Below are 15171 nucleotides of genomic sequence, written 5' to 3' on the forward strand. Positions count from 1 at the left end.
AGGCGTCCAATCGGTGAACGCTCCCCAGGTTCGCCGCCGCCGTCAGGGTGCGGCGGTTCCGGCCCTGTCGTTGCTGCCGTCGGTGCCGTCGGTGCCAGGACGCTCGGTGGTGCCGGGACGCTGGTACGGCTGCTGGTTGTGCTTGCCGCGCTTGCCGTGTCTGTCCCGCCTGCGGTCGATCAGCTCAAGGGCGCCCATGGTGGCGAACCCGATCGGGATCAGCAGCCAGCAGGAGAACAGCCGGTACACAACGATCGCCGCTGCGGCCGGGCCTTGCGCGGCTCCGGCGGAGACCAGCCCGACCAGCAGCGACGCCTCGATGAGGCCGATGCCGCCGGGGCTCACCGGGATCTGCCGGACGATCTGAATACCGAGGTAGAGCAGCGCCAACTTCCACAGATCGATGTCCAGCGCGAACGCCCTGGTGGCGGCGTAGAGGCTGGCGGCGTCGAGTAGCCAGTTGAGCAGCGACTGACCGAGCGCAATGTTCCAGTCCGCCGGTCGCACCGCTCCCGCGGAGTAAAAGGTCTGCAGCGCTTGACGTCCGGCCGCGCCGAGCTTGGGGTGTTTGCGCTCGAGCGCGTCCAGCCTTGGCGTCGGGGCGCTGGGCTGCATGGGGCTTCTGCGCCGCCGACCCAGCAGCTTGATGGCGCCGACGATAAGGGCCAGCACGCCGAGTCCGATCAGCGTGGTGACCAACGGATGCTCGCGACCCAACGCCACCAACTGGGTCCAGCTGGCGATCAGCAGGCCGACCAGATACAGCAGGGTCAGCGCCAGCACCGACAGCACGCCGGACAGCACCATCACCGAGGTGGCCGTCGCGGCGTTGGCGCCGCTGGTGCGGAACTTGCGGTAGGTGTACCCGGCGCTGACCGCGCCGCCGCCTGGCACCGACATGGTGATTGCGGTGGACGAGTAGGTGATGAGGCCGATGCGGCCCAGCGACACCCGCACCCCGAACGCGCGCAGCAGTCGGCCCTGCTGCCGGACCATCATGCCGATGGACGCGCCTTCGAGGGCGAACGCCGCGATCACCCAGCCCCACTGCGCCTGCCGCAACGCATTCCAGAACTCGGCGGGGTTGGGGAACTTGGTGCGCAGCACCGCGACCACCACCACGGCGATCACCACCAACGCCAGCAGTTTGAGCGCGGTCGGCCACAGGTGCCCGCGAACCGGCACCTGCTCGCGCTGGGTCTGCGCACCCGGCGATGCCGCGGTACTCACCTGCTCGACCTCACGGCCCCATTTTGCCTGCTCGTACCGGCCGTCGGTACCGTTCCGGCGCGGCGCTGAAACGTCATGTCAACCACAACCGCGCAACTCGGCTGGTACTTCCGCTCCGGACCAGGCGGGCCCACTCGGGGCAAGCACCCGATCGGAGGCTCAGGCCAGCCCGACCAGCCGGCCGACCGCGGCGGCCACCGCACCGACCAGCACCACCACGATGAACGGTGCCCGCAACATCAGCGCCACCACCGCGGCGGCCAGCGCCAGCAACCGGGCGTCCAGCGCAAGGCGCTGCCCGTCGGCCACCGTGTTCACCACCACCAGCGAGGCGAGCAGACCGACCGTCATGCAGGCGGCGATCCTGGCCACCCGAGGGTGTTCCAGGATCCAAGCCGGCACCGCGAACCCGCTGAGCTTGATCGCGTAGGCGGCACCGCAGGCGCCAAGGATCCACCACCACAGGCTCATCGGGCGGCCTCGTCCACACTCCGGGTTGCGCCGGCGGCCGGTGCCGGGCCGAGCAGACCGAAAAGACCGGCGACGACGGCCGCGATCAAGATCGGCACCCCGCTCGGCACCAGCGGAACGGCGATGGTGGTCACCAGCGCGCAGACCACCGCGATCGCCCACGGCTCCCGCCCGGTCAGCCGAGGCCAGAGCAGGGCGACGAAGGCCGCCACCGCGGCACCGTCCAACCCGAGGGCCTTCGGATCGCCGAACGCGTTGCCGGCCAGCGCACCGACGGCCGTCATCGCATTCCAACCCAGATACACGCCGAGCCCAGCTGTCCAGAAGCCCCGCCGGCGCTCGGCCGGGTCGTGTTGCGCCAGCATGGTCGCGGTCGATTCGTCGATGGTGAGCAAGGCGGCCAGCGGCCGCCGCCAGCCGCGCGGCCGCGCCAGTGCGGACACCTGCATGCCGTACACGCCGTTGCGGATGCCGAGCAGAGTCGCTGCACCGAACGCGGAGGCCGGTGAACCGCCCGCGGCGATCACCCCGACGAACGCGAACTGCGATCCACCGGTGAACATCAGCAGGCTGAGCGCGCAGGTCTGCCACACCGTCAACCCCGCGGTGACGGCCAGCGCGCCGAACGAGATGCCGTAGGCGCCGGTGGCGACGGCGATCGACAGCCCGGCGCGTACCGCCGGGCTGCTGCGGGCCAGCGCCAGCAAAGACATACCGCCCACCCTGCTGCACCGCTGTCGGAGCGGTCAAACCGCGGGTGCCGACGCTCGCTACCCTCGCCGGGTGTTGTCGATCGTGCAGGGTCTTGCGGTGCTGGCGGTGGTGATCGCCGTCGGCTTCCTGCTGGCCCGATTCCGGGTGCTGCCGGAGAACACCCAAGAGATCCTGGCCCGGCTGGTGTTCTTTGTCGCGACGCCGGCGCTGCTGATGCAGACGTTGTCGAAAGCGCCGGTGGGCGAGGTGTTCTCGGCCGCGCTCGGGGTGACGGCCATCGCCACCGCGGTGGGCGGGCTCGGCTACTTCGCGCTGTCCCGCTGGTGGTTCCGCGCCACGGCGGGGGAGTCCACCATCGGCGCGGTGGCCAGCTGTTACGTCAACGCCGGGAACCTCGGCATTCCGTTGACCAGCTATCTGTTCGGCACCGCGACGTACGTCGCCCCGGTGATGATGTACCAGCTGATCGTGCTGGCGCCGATCGCGTTCGTGATGCTTGACCTTGCCGAGACCGGGCAGTCGCCCTCGCTCAAACGCGTTCTGCTGCAACCGGTCCGCAACCCGATCGTGGTCGCTTCGCTGCTGGGGGTTGGGCTGGCACTGTCCGGCTGGCAGCTGCCCGAGGTGGTCGCCCAGCCCATCAACCTGATCGCCGGACTCGCCGTTCCGGGCGCGCTGATCGCCTACGGCATGTCGCTGCACGGCGCGCCCATCCCCGGCAAGCAGGTGGGCAGGGCGGCGCTCGGCGCGATCATGGTGATGAAAATGCTGGTGCTGCCGGCGACGGCATACCTGGTGGCGCGCTTCATCTTCGGCATGCACGGCGAGCCGCTGCTGGCCGCCACCCTGTGCGCCGCGCTGCCGACGGCGCAGAACGTGTTCGTTTACGCGGTGCGTTACCGCACCGCCGTTCCACTCGCCAGGGACGCGGTGCTGGCCACCACCGTCGCCGCTGTCCCTGTGCTGATAGCGATTGTGGCGCTGGTGCACGGGTGAGCGTCGGCGGTGGATGGGCTGCCGGTGGACGTTGCCGGTGGGCGTTGTCGTTGGGCACCCGGTGCCGGGTCGCCGGTGGGCGGGCGGCCTCGGGCCGGCCGGGGCGTCGTCGGGGCACTGCCGGGGCGTGAGGCCAGCCGGGCGTCGGGCCAGCCGGGGAGTGAGCCGAGCCGGGGTCAGGCCAGCCGGGGCGGGAATCCGCCGGTGGCGATCGGGCCCCAGCGCTCCGGCGTGATGCGGAGCAGGCACTTGCCCTGGTCTGTCATCGCCTGCCGGTACTCGTCCCAGTCCGGGTGCTCGCCCGAGATGCTGCGGAAGTACTCCACCAGCGGGTCGAGGGCTTCCGGCAGATCCAGCACCTCGGCCGGCCCGTCCAGCTGCACGTAGGCGCCGCCGAAATCGTCCGACAGCACCAGCACGCTGGCGCGCGGGGTGCGGCGGATGTTGCGGCTCTTGGCCCGTTCCGGGTACGACGAGATCACCACCCGCCCCTGGCCATCGACGCCGGCCGTCACCGGTGAGCTCTGCAGTGAGCCGTCGGCCCGAAAGGTGGTCAGCACAACGTGATGTCGGGGCCGGATGAACTCCAGCAGCTCGGCCTGGTCGGGGGTGCGGGCGGTCGCGATGGTTCGTGCCATTACCCGAGAATGCCATCGAAACGCGGTGCGCGGGTCAGCGTCTGCGGTGCTGGTCCCTATTGCGTGGATGCTCCCTGGCCTGCCGCTCGTTCCCGCGGCGGTAGTTGCCGGTGAGCCGGGCCATCAGCTCCTGGTCGGCCGGCTCGTCACCGCCGTCGGACACCGAGTCGAGAAACTCCGCGGCCTTCCACCCGCGCAGCCTGCCGGCCGGGCGGCCGTGATGCTCGATCGTCACCTCCACCTCGGCGTTGGCGGCGCGGCCGGCACCGTTGCTACCGCCGGCGCCGCTACCGCCGGAGGTGTCGCCACCACCGCGCACCTGGAAGCTGAATCCCGTCGGTCGACCGCCCATGACCGGGCACGGTAGCGCCGGACGTACCGCACCGGAAGCGAATATCTCAGCTCTGCTTCCCGAGGCGCTTCCCGCTGTGTTCCCCGGTGGTTTCCCCACGCCTTTTCAGGTGTCTTTCCCGCTGCTTTTCCCACGGTCGCACCCGAGTCGTAGGCTGCCTGCCGTGTCGACCACCACCGGCCGGTTCGCACCCGGTCAGACCCTGATCTTCGACGCCGACGACACGCTCTGGGAGAACAACGCCTACTTCGAGCGGGCGATCGGCGATTTTCTCGACTGGCTGGCGCACCCGACGCTGGACCGCTCGTCGTTGCGCGGCATCATCGACGACGTCGAGCGCGCCGCCGCCGCTGGCGAGAACGGTTACGGCAGCGCGGCTTTCCTGCGCAACCTGCACGAGGTGTTCCGTCGCCTGCACCAACGTGGGCTCACCGACACCGAGCAGGCCGACGTCGAGCGGATGGCCGGGGCCGTGCTGGAACACCGCGCCGAGCTGTATGCCGGGGTGGCCGACACCCTCGCCGAGCTCGGCACCCGGCACGATCTCAAGCTGATGACCAAGGGCGTCACCGCCGAGCAACAGGCCAAGATCGACGCGTCCGGCCTGGCGCCCAGCTTCAGCTCCATCCACATCGTTCCGGAGAAGCACCCGCAGGCCTACCGTGACGTCATTTCCGCTCAGGCACTGGATGTTTCGTCGAGCTGGATGATCGGCAACTCGCCGAAGTCGGACATCCTGCCGGCGCGTGCGGCCGGGTTGCGTGCGGTGTTCCTGCCCAACGCCGGCACCTGGGTCTTGGAGCACGCCGAGTTGGACGATGCCGACGACGGCGTGCTGACCCTCGGCGGTTTCGCGGAGCTGGCCCGGTTGTTCTAAGCCTGCCGGGCGCTGCCGCGGGTGTACCGGCCTGCTCTGCGGCGAAGGCTGATCACGGGCACCAGGCCCAGAAGGTGTCGGTCTGCCGCAGCACCGCGGTGGTGACGAACCCGGCGGCGCGTTCGCCGGTGAGGCGGTAGGTGATGGTGTCGCCGCTGGCCGCCGCGGTCCCGGTGAAGACGTCGGCCAGCGGCTCCTGGCTGACCTCGCTCGGGTTCTTCATCAGCGTGGTACGGGCCTTGAGGTCGGCTTCGGCGTCTGCGGCGTTGGGATAACGGACGCGGATCTGAGCCTCGGTGGCGGAGCCGATACCGATCGCGGCAGCGGTGATCGGCTTGAGTCCCTTGAACTTCTCGGCCCGCTGACTCCGCTGCGCCGGTGTTGCCTTGTTTCCGGTCGTCGGGCCGACGCAGGCGTCGCTGCTACTGACGACCAGGCTGAGGCTGGGCAGCCCGGCAATAAGCTCCGCCGACGGTGCCGGCTTGGCCTTGTCCCCCGCGGCGGGGATGCTGGCACGCCCCAGCACCAGCAGGTGCTGCTCGGGGAAAAGGGTGACGCCCCTGATCAGCACCGAACCCACTCGGCTCGCTGAGAGTTTGGGGTTGTTGAGGTCGGCGTTGAGTCGGACGGTTCCGGCCGGAGACCCGGCAGGTGCGGCGGCCGGCTTCAGGCCGACGGCGACCAGCTTGTCTTTGACGCCGGCGAGATCGAGGTCATCCCGCATCTTCAGAATGGCGGTGGAGATGCCCTCGGACTTGCCGCGCTGCAACAGTTGCACCTGCCACTGCACGTCGAAGGCGTTGAATCCCAACGGTTCCATCATCAGCGGCGAGACGGTGTCCAGCTCGGTGCTCAGTCCGTTGGCCGAGGTGAACTGGATGTACTTCGCCAGGGCCTTCTTGTCTGCCACGTCTTTACCGGTGACATCGGACAACCCGGCGTCCCGTCGCATGGCGCCAGCATCGGTGAACCAGAACTGGGTCACGTCGCTTGGCACAACGGCCAGCGCTTCGGTGACGGCCGCCGGGGTCTCCGGCGTCTGTGGGGCACCCGCGGTGTCGTTGCTGCAGGCGGTCGCGATCAGCGTGACCGCAGCGAACGCGGCGGCCGGACAGAGCCGACGCCGAGGTCGAGTTCGCTTGCCGATCGGAAATCGCACGCTGTCTCCCATTTTCCGTTTCGAGGTACCGGCCCAGGTTTCGGGTGCCGCGCCAGGTTAGCGAACTCCGGCGTAGGCCGGAGGCAGATCGAGAGTCCGCCGCACCAGCCAGGTCTGGTAGCTCGAGTCGTTGCGCCGGTCGAAGCCGTCGGCGATGGCCAGCGCACTCGCGGCGGCGACGCCGCTCTGCCCGACTCGATCAGGCGAGTCGCGCAGACCCCGAGCGATCCCGGCCTCGGCCGCTTGCCGGTCAAGCGCATCCATTTCCGATACGTCCAGTATCAGCGAGGCTTCGAGCGCACACCCGGCCGCCGCCTCGGGGTCACCGAGGACGGCCAGCACGGCACCGGCTTCGCCGAAGGCGATGGCGTCTGTCGACTTCGATCCGCCGCCCGAGGTGGCGTCCACGATCGCTTGCAGCTGGCGGCGGGCGTCGTCGAACTGGCCGAGGAACAACAGATTCCAGGCGGCGAGGCCGGCGTACTCCAAGGTGAGTTCCGCTTCGCGCACCGCGGGGGACGGCACCTGGTCCATGGTGCGCACCGCGGCGGCGAACTCCCGCTGGTGGAAAAGGAAGCGGGCGGCGGCGTAGGCGTCGTAGGGGTCGGTGAGGTCGGCGCCCTGGTACCACCGCTGCAGCAAATCGGCCGCGGCGTTCAGCCGGCCTCGTTGCATCTCCCAATTGATCCGACCGGCCAGCAGCTCCTGTTGATCCAGGCCGGCGCCGCGCACCATGCGATCCACCTCGGCCAGTGCGGTATCGATCTGCGCCGCGGACAACCGGTCCGTCGTCGGCAGCACGTTCCCGGCTTGGCTGACCGCCGTCATCGTCTGCTCGATGGCGAAGTCGGGAAGGTGCTCGCGGTGGCGCTGGTAGCCGCCGATCAGCTGTGCCAGGTACGGAGCCGCGGTTTCCCAGCGTCCGAGGTTGTACCAGTTCACGAACAGCTCGAGCTGGACGCAGACCACCAGTACCGGATCGCCGGATGCCTCGGCTTCTCGCTGGAACTGTTGCAGCAGAGCGCCTTTGGACTCGCTGGATTCCATCGACTCGAACCGCAGCAGCTGTTCGACAACGTACTGATTCATCGGGGGTGCTCCATCATGACGTCGTATTCGGGTGTTCGGGTCGGTGTCCAGCTGTCGGCCCGCTAGGGCCGGTGCGGCCGGAAGGGCTGGGTGGGCCGGTAGGGCTGGCCGGGCCGGTAGGGCTGGGCGGGCTGGAAGCGGCGGGCGGCGGTGGCCCGGTGGGCCCGGCGGGCGGCTGTGAGCTGCCGCGAGCGGCGCGCTGCTGGTGCAACAGCGCGGTGAGTGCCTCGGTGAGCACATCGGAGGCGCCGCGGTCCAGTCGGCGTCCGGCAGCCAGCTGGGCGGCGACGAAGAGCATCCGAATGCCGTGGGCGACCGGCCCGTCCGTCCCGGCGGCGGGGCCGGTGCCCGAACTGAGCCGCAGCAGTTCTTCCACGGCAGGGTTCTGGAAGTTCACCACCAGTTCCGGCACCGGTGCCGGGTCTTGCATGGTGGTGAAGAGCTCGCCCCAGATGCCGTCGCCGGCGCCCGACGACGAGTTCTCGGCGCCGAGCAGTACAGCGGGCACGTCCGGTGGGAAGAAGGTCGCCACCCGCACCTGCGGGCCAGGTTGGCCAGGCGTCATATCCGCCAACGCGCTGCGCCCCATGGCTTCCAGCCGGCCGACCGCTGCGCCGGCGGCCGCGGGTGGGGCGGAGAACGTGGCACCGAGAGCGTCGGCCTTGAACTCCTGCAGCGGCAGCTCGTACTGCTGCGCCGCCGCTGCCAACAGCGCAACGTCGTTGGCGTAACCGGCGTTGATCAGCAACACACCGCCCTGGGCGGCGGCCAGGCCGGCCACCGAACGGAAGACGTCGACGCTGCTGACGTACACCAGCTCCCCGGCGCGCTCGGCCACCTCGGCGAGCGGCATCGCGCCGTCGTTGGTCTCGAACTCGAAGGTGCGGAACACCACGTCGAGCAGGCCGCTGTGATGTTCGGCGATGGCCTTGATGCCGTTCGTGTGCAGGTCGGCGATCTGCGCGAACTCGGCGGGTCGTTCCGCCGACAGCCGCATCAGCCACTCGGTGATCTGCCGGTCGAGTTCCCGGCGGGCGTCGGCGAGGAGGTCGTTGTCCTGCAAGGCTTCTCGCGACGCCGTCGGGCTCAGCGCGCCGGCCTCCAGCTCGGCCCTGACGAAGAACGCGCTGTCCGGCACCAACTGGGTGTTCGAGTCGGACACCAGCATGCCGTGCAGGTACACCCGGTCGCCGGCCCTGATGTCGGGCCTTGCCCAACCGTCCATCACGAAGCCGACCCCCTCGATGCCAAGAGCCGGCACGCTGAGCGGTATCCGGTTGATCGGGCGGAAACCGAAGTCGCGCTGGCACACCTGACCGGCCGCCACGAAATCCAGCCGCCACGGAGGCGCCGCCCAGGCCACCGGTTCACCGCCGGCAGGACCGCCGGGGGTGAAGACGCGGATCGGCGCCGGCACGTAGCGGGCGTATCCGATCACCGACTCCCGCAGCCGGCGCGGCGTCACCCAGCGGGCGGCGTCCGGGCGGGCCGTCACCGTCACCTCGGTTCCGGGTTCGGCGAGCGGGTGTTCCGCGGGAAAGATCCGGTAGGTGCCGTCCGCGGAGCCGACCCACTGCACCGTGGGCGCATCGGCCGTGCGCGCCGAGCGGGACCGGACCACGATCTCGTCGGCCACCAGGAAACACGACAGCAGGCCGATGCCGAACTGGCCCAGAAAGCTGCCCCTGGTCTGCTCGAGAATGTCGCGCTTGGACGAGGCACCGATGGTGGCGAGCATGGTGCGCATGTCGTCGGCGGTCAGCCCGACGCCGTTGTCGACGATCCGGACGGTGCCGCCGGTGGCGGTCCGCTCGCCGCCGCGGGTGTCAGCACCGGTGTTGGTGCCGGTGCCGGTATTGGTGCCGGTGCCGGCGTTGGGGTTGCCGGGGGCGTCGGCGTAGATGTCGATCCGGCCCTGGTACCGCTGACCGAGGTTGGCCCTTGCGGTCAGCGCATCGACGGCGTTCTGGATCAGCTCCCGGACGAACACCTGTTCGCTGGAATACAGGTGTTTCGACAGGATCTCGACGATCCCGCGCAGATCGACCTGGAACTGCTCGCGGCCCGTCGGCTCCGGCACGGCGCGCTGATCCATCCCCGCTGTTCCCCCTCAAGAACCCGTCTCGACTCAGTCGTGCGCCGCCGCGGCACGCGTTCGCCACGGTGGCGCACGCGTTGCCTGCTGCGGCTGGAGTCTCATCGTAAGGAAGCCGGGTGTGCCGGCGCGTTGTTCCGGTCAGATCGGTGAGGACTCCCCATCGGTGCTGTCGCCGCTGCTTCGGCAGCTGCGCCCCACGCGCATGCGGTAGCGTTGAGCGCTCGCCTTTGTGGCCAGCACTTCGGCAACGCTTTGCTCGCACCGGCATTCAGGAGCGCGATGACCCGACAGGTCGACTCCCACCCGTCCGCTGATTCCAACCAACCCGGTGGGTCTCGCCAACCCACTGAATCGCGCCAGCCCACTGAATCGCGCCAGCCCACTGAATCGCGCCAGCCCGCCGAATCGCGCCAGCCCGCCGAATCGCGCCAGCCCGCCGAGTCGAGCGACACTGCCGGGTCCAGCAACCCGACTGCCGCACCGGCGGTGGACCAGCCCGGGCACGACACCGGCGCCGATCCGGTGATGCGGACCGAGCAAGTTGCGCTCGATGCGATGTACACCCGACTGGAACAGATGCGCCGTGAGGCGCTGCAGCGCCGGGAGGACGCCCGCTTCTCCTCCGACGGCACCCCGGCCGGACGATTCAATCGGGATGCCTTGCAGCACAGGTACTCTCAGGAGTTGGCGGCGCTCAATGCCGCGGAAGACAAGCTGTGTTTCGGCCGGCTCGACCGCGATCCGGCAGCGCTGGCGGCCTTCGGGCCGGGCGCCGGTGGCAGCGCCGGCAGCGGCTCGGCGTCGGCGCCGGAGTCCGCACCGAGCCCGGCCGACGAGGCGGACGCTCAGCGCGTCATCGACGAGCACTCCGCCGAGGCCACCATCCACATCGGCCGGATGGGTCTGACCGACGGCACGGCGGCCCGCCGCCAGATTCTCATCGACTGGCGGGCCCCCGCGTCCGCGCCCTTTTACACCGCGACCGCACTGGAGCCGCAGGGCGTCATCCGGCGCCGGCATCTGCAGACAAGGCGGCGGCAGGTGACCGGCGTCGCCGACGAGTACCTGCAGGGCGACCCGGACGCACAGCCGGCGGGCGGGGGGCACGACGACCTCGGCGCCGCCGGTAACAGCGCGCTGCTGGAAGCGCTCAACGCGCCGCGAACCGGCCGGATGCAAGACATCATCGCCACCATCCAGTCCGAGCAGGACAAGATCATCAGGGCCGACCGGTCCGGGGTGCTGGTGGTGCAGGGCGGTCCGGGCACCGGCAAAACCGTTGTGGCGCTTCACCGTGCCGCCTATCTGCTGTACACCCACCGGGAGCGGCTGGGTGGGCACGGAGTGTTGGTGCTAGGCCCCAACCGCACGTTCTTGGAGTACATCGGGCAGGTGCTGCCCTCGCTCGGTGAGTCCAGCGTGGTGCTGGCCACCATCGGCAGCCTGTACCCGGGCGTCGAGGCCACCGACCCCGACACACCACGGGCCGCAGAGCTCAAGGGCAGGGCGATGATGGCCGGGGTGGTGGAGAACGCCGTGTTGGCTCTGCAGGCGATGCCGCGGCGTACCAAGCTGATCGAGTACGACAGAGGCACCCTTCGGTTGGAACCGTCGCTGCTGGCCAAGGCGCAGCGGCGCGCCTGGGGGTCGCGGTTGCCGCACAACAGGGCGAGGGCGGTGTTCGTCAAAGCGGTACTCGACGGACTCGCGCAGCAGGTGGCGGGTCGCCCCGGCGTCAAGCAGGCGCCGGAGGCGGAGCAGCAACCGCCGGATCTCGACGGCATCAGGACCGACCTCGCCCAGGACCCTGACGTAATGGGCGCGCTCGCCGCCCTCTGGCCCGCGCTCACCCCACAGCGGGTGATCGGTGAGCTGTTCAGCGATCCGCGCCGGCTGGCGTTTGCCGCACCGACGCTGTCGGCGGCCCAACGCGATGCGCTGCTGCGGCCGGCTGGTTCGCCGTGGACGGTTCCGGACGTACCGCTGCTGGACGAGGCGGCCGAGCTGCTCGGGGAACTGGGGGCGGCCGACCGGGCCGCAGCCCAACGCCGGGCCCGGCGTCGTGAGGATCTGCAGTTCGCGCAGGAATCGTTGGACGCCTTGGATTCTGCCGCCGCTGGGCAGGAGGATTCCGGTATCGGGTTCACCGTTGGGATGTTGTCGGCGGAGGACCTCGCGGAGCTGCATGAGGACAATCCGTTCGATCTGTCCACCGCCGACCGCGCGGCTGCCGACCGGGAGTGGACCTATGGGCACGTGATTGTCGATGAGGCGCAAGAACTTTCCGCCATGGCGTGGCGGATGGTGATGCGCCGCGTTCCGGCCAAGTCGATGACGCTGGTGGGCGATATCGCCCAGACTTCGGATCCCGCGGGTGCGACGGCCTGGGGTAAGGCGCTGCGCGGTTTCGTCGGCGATCGGTGGCGGTTGGCCGAGCTGACCGTCAACTACCGGACGCCGGGCGAGATCATGGATGTCGCTGCCAGGGTTCTTGCCAAGATCGTTCCTGAGCTGAGCCCGCCGGAGTCGGTGCGCCGCACCGGTTCCAGGCCATGGGCGCAACGCGTGGATGCTGCCGAGCTTGGTGCCGCTGCCGGTCGCGCCGCCGCTGCCGAGCTGGCCGAGCACGACGAGGGACAGCTGGCCGTGCTGGTCCCCGACGAGCTCGGCGCCGACGTGCTCGCTGCCGTGCAGGCCGCCGTCCCCGGGGCCGGTACCGACGCCGGGCCGCACCATCGGGTCAGCGTGCTCACCGTGCGGCAGGCCAAGGGTCTTGAGTTCGATGCCGTTGTGCTGGTCGAGCCGGCGACCATGGTGCAGCAGTCCAAACGAGGTTGGGGCGATCTGTACGTGGCGCTGACCCGGGCCACGCAACGGCTTGGCATCGTGCACCACCGTGCGCTGCCGCTGCAGCTGGACGACCTGCTGGACCGGCGGTGAACCAGCAGCCGGTACCGGCCGTGGCGGGGCTGTCGGCCGCGGCTGGGCTGTCGGCCGACCAGGTGCGGCTGTCGGCCGACCAGGTGCGGGATCTGCTTGCGCTGCAACCACTCCCGGTGGAGGGCGGGTGGTTCCGGCGCAGCTTTTTCGACGGCACCTCGTCGGCCATCTACTACCTGCTGACGGCCGGTGAAATCTCGGCGCTGCATCGGTTGCAGGCCCCTGAGGTGTACCACTTCTACTCCGGAGCGCCTGCCCGGCTGCTGGTGTTGCATCCGGACGGGTCTGTCGACGAGCCGGTGCTCGGCACCGATCTGCTTGCCGGGCAGCGACCGCAGCTGGTGGTGCCGGCGGGCAGTTGGCAGGGCGCGTCCAGTACCGGCGAGTGGTCGCTGGTGGGTACCACCATGGCGCCGCCGTACACCGACGAGCAGTTCACATTGGCCGACCGCGCCGACCTGACTGCCAGATATCCCGCGGCGGCAGCGCGGATCGCGGAGCTCACCCGATGAGGCGAAAACCGGTGCAGTCACACGCGATCGCATCGATCGGCTTCGATGCCGCGACCAATCAGTTGGAGATCGAATACATCGGCGGCGACGTTTACGTCTACTTCGCCGTCCCCGCGTCGGTGCATCAGACGTTGATGGAATCCGACAGCGTCGGTCGGTTCGTCAACGAGCACATCAAGCCGCACTACGCCTGGCAGGACGGGGAGTAGCCGGCTCGCGCTGTTGGGTCTGGGTTCGGAGTTCGGGTTTTCCGGGTTTCTGGGTTTCTGGGGGTCGGGTGGTCGGCGGGCTGCGGATTTGCCGGCCGTCCGTGGGGGCTGGACGGCCGGACGCGGGCGGGGCTGGCCGGCCGTGTCGAGTGCTTCAGCCGTGTTGGCCGTTGCGCTTTGACCGTTCGCTGTATCAAGTTGCGGTGTCGGGCGTTTGCTGTGTCGGGCGCTTGCTGTGTCGGGCGCTTGCTGTGTCGAGCGTTTGCTGTGTCCAGCGAGCAGGCGCGTCGGGCCCGCGTCCTGGGCGCACCCGGGGGGTGCGGCCCGGCGGCGCGCCAGCGCGGCCGCTGCCGCTGCAGCTGGGCCGGAGTTCTCGGCCGCAGCCGCAGCTGGCGTTAGCAGGTTCTCGGCCGCAACTGCTGCTGGGTAGGTGTTGTCGGGTGCCGCTGCTGACGCGGTGTGGTGCTCAGCCGCCGCTGATGAACTGTTTCGGCGGGTGCGGTTTGAGTTCTTTGGCTGCGTAACGACCGATCTGCCAGGTGCCGTACCCGTCGGTGGCGCCGCCGACCGCACCGCCGACCAGCGGAATCCGTTTGCCGACGAATGTCGCCAGTCGTTTCCCGCCGACCCCAGCGATGAGCTCGGCCGTGATGGTCTGGGCGATCTGCTCGTCGACGGCGGGGTCGTGGCTGGCTGCGGTCGCGATGCCGAGTGGGGTGGCGGGCAGCCGCCGGTCGCCAACCAGTTGCCGCACCGACGATTTGCCCAGCATGCAGGCAAGAACGGCGTTCCGGACATTGGGGTCGTGCAGGTCATATCCACGCAAGTAGGCGATTGCGGCGACGAGGTGGCACTGCACCAGCGCCAATCCGGCGATGTTGGCCGGGATGGTCGCCGCTGCCGTCACCAGGCCGCCGATGTTGGTGGCGAAGCCCTGCGCGCCGGCCATCTTGGTGTGCGAATCGATGAGGTCGCGGATGGCGGCTTCGGTGTCACCATTGTTGGCCGCCAACGCTTTTTCCGCTGACTTCGCGGCGCCCGGCAGCGGGCCGAAGCCGTCGATCGCGCGTTCCAGCACCGCCCGGACGAAGCCGGACGCCTGCGCCGGTGCGACCTTTCGACCGAGCGCGCCGAGCGCCTTGCCCGCGACGTTCGTCAATCTCACTGTTCCTCCCGTGCCTGCCTGCGGTAGTTCGTCGTCGTTCGCTGGCACGGTACCCAGCTGGGAGCCGCTTCTACCATCCGGACCGACACCTTTCTGCTGCGGCGTGGCTCCTGTCACTGCACTAACTCGCGGTCTGGTTCAGACGTGGGACGCCGCCAACATGACTTCGGTCGGCAGCTCTGTATTGAGTACTGGGTCAGTTGCCGGCGGCGAAGACGTCTGCAGGGTCTGCCGTCCGGTTGCTGCCGCGTTCGACCGCCGCCGCTGGGGCGGCAAGTACCCGCCGCGCGAGCTTTTGGGTTCGCGATGGAGACGGTTGTCGCTGCGACAAGGCGGGCACTGCCGGTTTCATCCGATTGGTGGATCGAACATGCGTACTAGAACACGTAGTCTGAGTGTGTCACAAGGGGGTGATGTTGATGCTCAACCGGAAGCCAGTTCAGGTTGGTGCTGCGGGGGTGTCGCATGCGGTGTTCCAACGGTGGCGTACGGCGTTGGGGGTGCTGGAGCCGGGGTCGGGTTTGGTTGCGCATCTGGAATCCCGCCCGCTGACGGCGGCTTTGGTCGCCGCGCGGGGTGGGTCGCCTACGGTGCCCGGGCCCTCGACCGGCGCCACAGGCACCGCTCCATCGCCTCGTGGTAGCGCCGCGAGCGATGTCGATACGGCCGACCCCGGCGCCGCTGCATCCGCGAGTGCCGGCACTGGCGCCCGCCGTGCCGA

The 15171-nt window shown here is 69.6% G+C and carries 14 protein-coding genes; 5 read left to right on the top strand and 9 right to left on the bottom strand.

Going from position 1 to position 15171, the window contains the following annotated elements:
* Nucleotides 1-42: 42 nt before the first annotated feature.
* From HKD39_RS18280 to HKD39_RS18290, 3 genes are all read right to left on the bottom strand, one after another.
* On the bottom strand, nucleotides 43-1230 hold the full coding sequence (locus HKD39_RS18280; RefSeq protein ID WP_171201310.1) for a flippase-like domain-containing protein: 1188 nt from the start codon (nucleotides 1228-1230) through the stop codon (nucleotides 43-45).
* Nucleotides 1231-1389: 159 nt separating this feature from the next.
* Nucleotides 1390-1701: an AzlD domain-containing protein gene (locus HKD39_RS18285; RefSeq protein ID WP_171201311.1), complete on the bottom strand. Its 312-nt coding sequence runs from the start codon at nucleotides 1699-1701 to the stop codon at nucleotides 1390-1392.
* The gene (locus HKD39_RS18290) at nucleotides 1698-2414 is read right to left on the bottom strand and encodes an AzlC family ABC transporter permease (protein ID WP_171201312.1); all 717 of its coding nucleotides are present in this window, start codon (nucleotides 2412-2414) and stop codon (nucleotides 1698-1700) included. Before HKD39_RS18290 ends, HKD39_RS18285 begins: the two co-directional genes overlap by 4 nt.
* Before the next feature lie 70 nt (nucleotides 2415-2484).
* On the opposite strand from HKD39_RS18290, the gene HKD39_RS18295 reads away from it, so the two are divergent.
* Nucleotides 2485-3411 carry an AEC family transporter gene (locus tag HKD39_RS18295; RefSeq protein ID WP_171201313.1) on the top strand — a complete coding sequence of 309 codons (927 nt, stop codon included), beginning with the start codon at nucleotides 2485-2487 and terminating at the stop codon, nucleotides 3409-3411.
* A gap of 176 nt (nucleotides 3412-3587) precedes the next feature.
* On the opposite strand, the gene HKD39_RS18300 is transcribed toward HKD39_RS18295, so the two are convergent.
* Both HKD39_RS18300 and HKD39_RS18305 read right to left on the bottom strand, forming a co-directional pair.
* On the bottom strand, nucleotides 3588-4049 hold the full coding sequence (locus tag HKD39_RS18300) for a PPOX class F420-dependent oxidoreductase (protein WP_171201314.1): 462 nt from the start codon (nucleotides 4047-4049) through the stop codon (nucleotides 3588-3590).
* 34 nt (nucleotides 4050-4083) lie between these two features.
* On the bottom strand, nucleotides 4084-4290 hold the full coding sequence (locus tag HKD39_RS18305; protein WP_171201326.1) for a hypothetical protein: 207 nt from the start codon (nucleotides 4288-4290) through the stop codon (nucleotides 4084-4086).
* Nucleotides 4291-4564: 274 nt separating this feature from the next.
* Between HKD39_RS18305 and HKD39_RS18310 the strand changes: the two genes are divergently transcribed.
* A complete protein-coding gene (locus HKD39_RS18310) occupies nucleotides 4565-5278 on the top strand; it encodes an HAD family hydrolase (RefSeq protein ID WP_212754748.1) in 714 nt (237 codons plus the stop codon).
* 52 nt (nucleotides 5279-5330) lie between these two features.
* Here HKD39_RS18310 and HKD39_RS18315 read toward each other — a convergent pair whose 3' ends face one another.
* From HKD39_RS18315 to HKD39_RS18325, 3 genes are read right to left on the bottom strand one after another with little or no spacing between them, the layout of a single operon-like run.
* Complete coding sequence (locus HKD39_RS18315; protein WP_171201316.1) at nucleotides 5331-6437, bottom strand: hypothetical protein; 1107 nt, start codon at nucleotides 6435-6437, stop codon at nucleotides 5331-5333.
* A 57-nt stretch (nucleotides 6438-6494) separates the two neighbouring features.
* On the bottom strand, nucleotides 6495-7526 hold the full coding sequence (locus tag HKD39_RS18320; RefSeq protein WP_171201317.1) for a hypothetical protein: 1032 nt from the start codon (nucleotides 7524-7526) through the stop codon (nucleotides 6495-6497).
* A gap of 13 nt (nucleotides 7527-7539) precedes the next feature.
* Nucleotides 7540-9621 (bottom strand): HSP90 family protein, encoded by a 2082-nt coding sequence (locus HKD39_RS18325; protein WP_171201318.1) that lies wholly within the window; start codon nucleotides 9619-9621, stop codon nucleotides 7540-7542.
* Between the two features lie 489 nt (nucleotides 9622-10110).
* Between HKD39_RS18325 and HKD39_RS18330 the strand changes: the two genes are divergently transcribed.
* Genes HKD39_RS18330 through HKD39_RS18340 form a run of 3 tightly spaced genes read left to right on the top strand, consistent with a single transcriptional unit; the run spans nucleotide 10111 to nucleotide 13285 of the window.
* Nucleotides 10111-12564 carry a HelD family protein gene (locus HKD39_RS18330; protein ID WP_212754749.1) on the top strand — a complete coding sequence of 818 codons (2454 nt, stop codon included), beginning with the start codon at nucleotides 10111-10113 and terminating at the stop codon, nucleotides 12562-12564.
* On the top strand, nucleotides 12561-13076 hold the full coding sequence (locus HKD39_RS18335) for a cupin domain-containing protein (RefSeq protein ID WP_212754750.1): 516 nt from the start codon (nucleotides 12561-12563) through the stop codon (nucleotides 13074-13076). The genes HKD39_RS18330 and HKD39_RS18335 overlap by 4 nt, the downstream gene beginning before the upstream one ends.
* Nucleotides 13077-13087: 11 nt before the next feature.
* Nucleotides 13088-13285, top strand: a complete 198-nt coding sequence (locus HKD39_RS18340) for a KTSC domain-containing protein (RefSeq protein WP_212754751.1) — start codon at nucleotides 13088-13090, stop codon at nucleotides 13283-13285.
* A 466-nt stretch (nucleotides 13286-13751) separates the two neighbouring features.
* Here HKD39_RS18340 and HKD39_RS18345 read toward each other — a convergent pair whose 3' ends face one another.
* Complete coding sequence (locus tag HKD39_RS18345; protein ID WP_171201321.1) at nucleotides 13752-14450, bottom strand: EcsC family protein; 699 nt, start codon at nucleotides 14448-14450, stop codon at nucleotides 13752-13754.
* Between the last annotated feature and the right edge of the window lie 721 nt (nucleotides 14451-15171).

It is taken from the genome of Nakamurella aerolata, assembly GCF_013002705.1.
Lineage (GTDB): Bacteria > Actinomycetota > Actinomycetes > Mycobacteriales > Nakamurellaceae > Nakamurella > Nakamurella aerolata.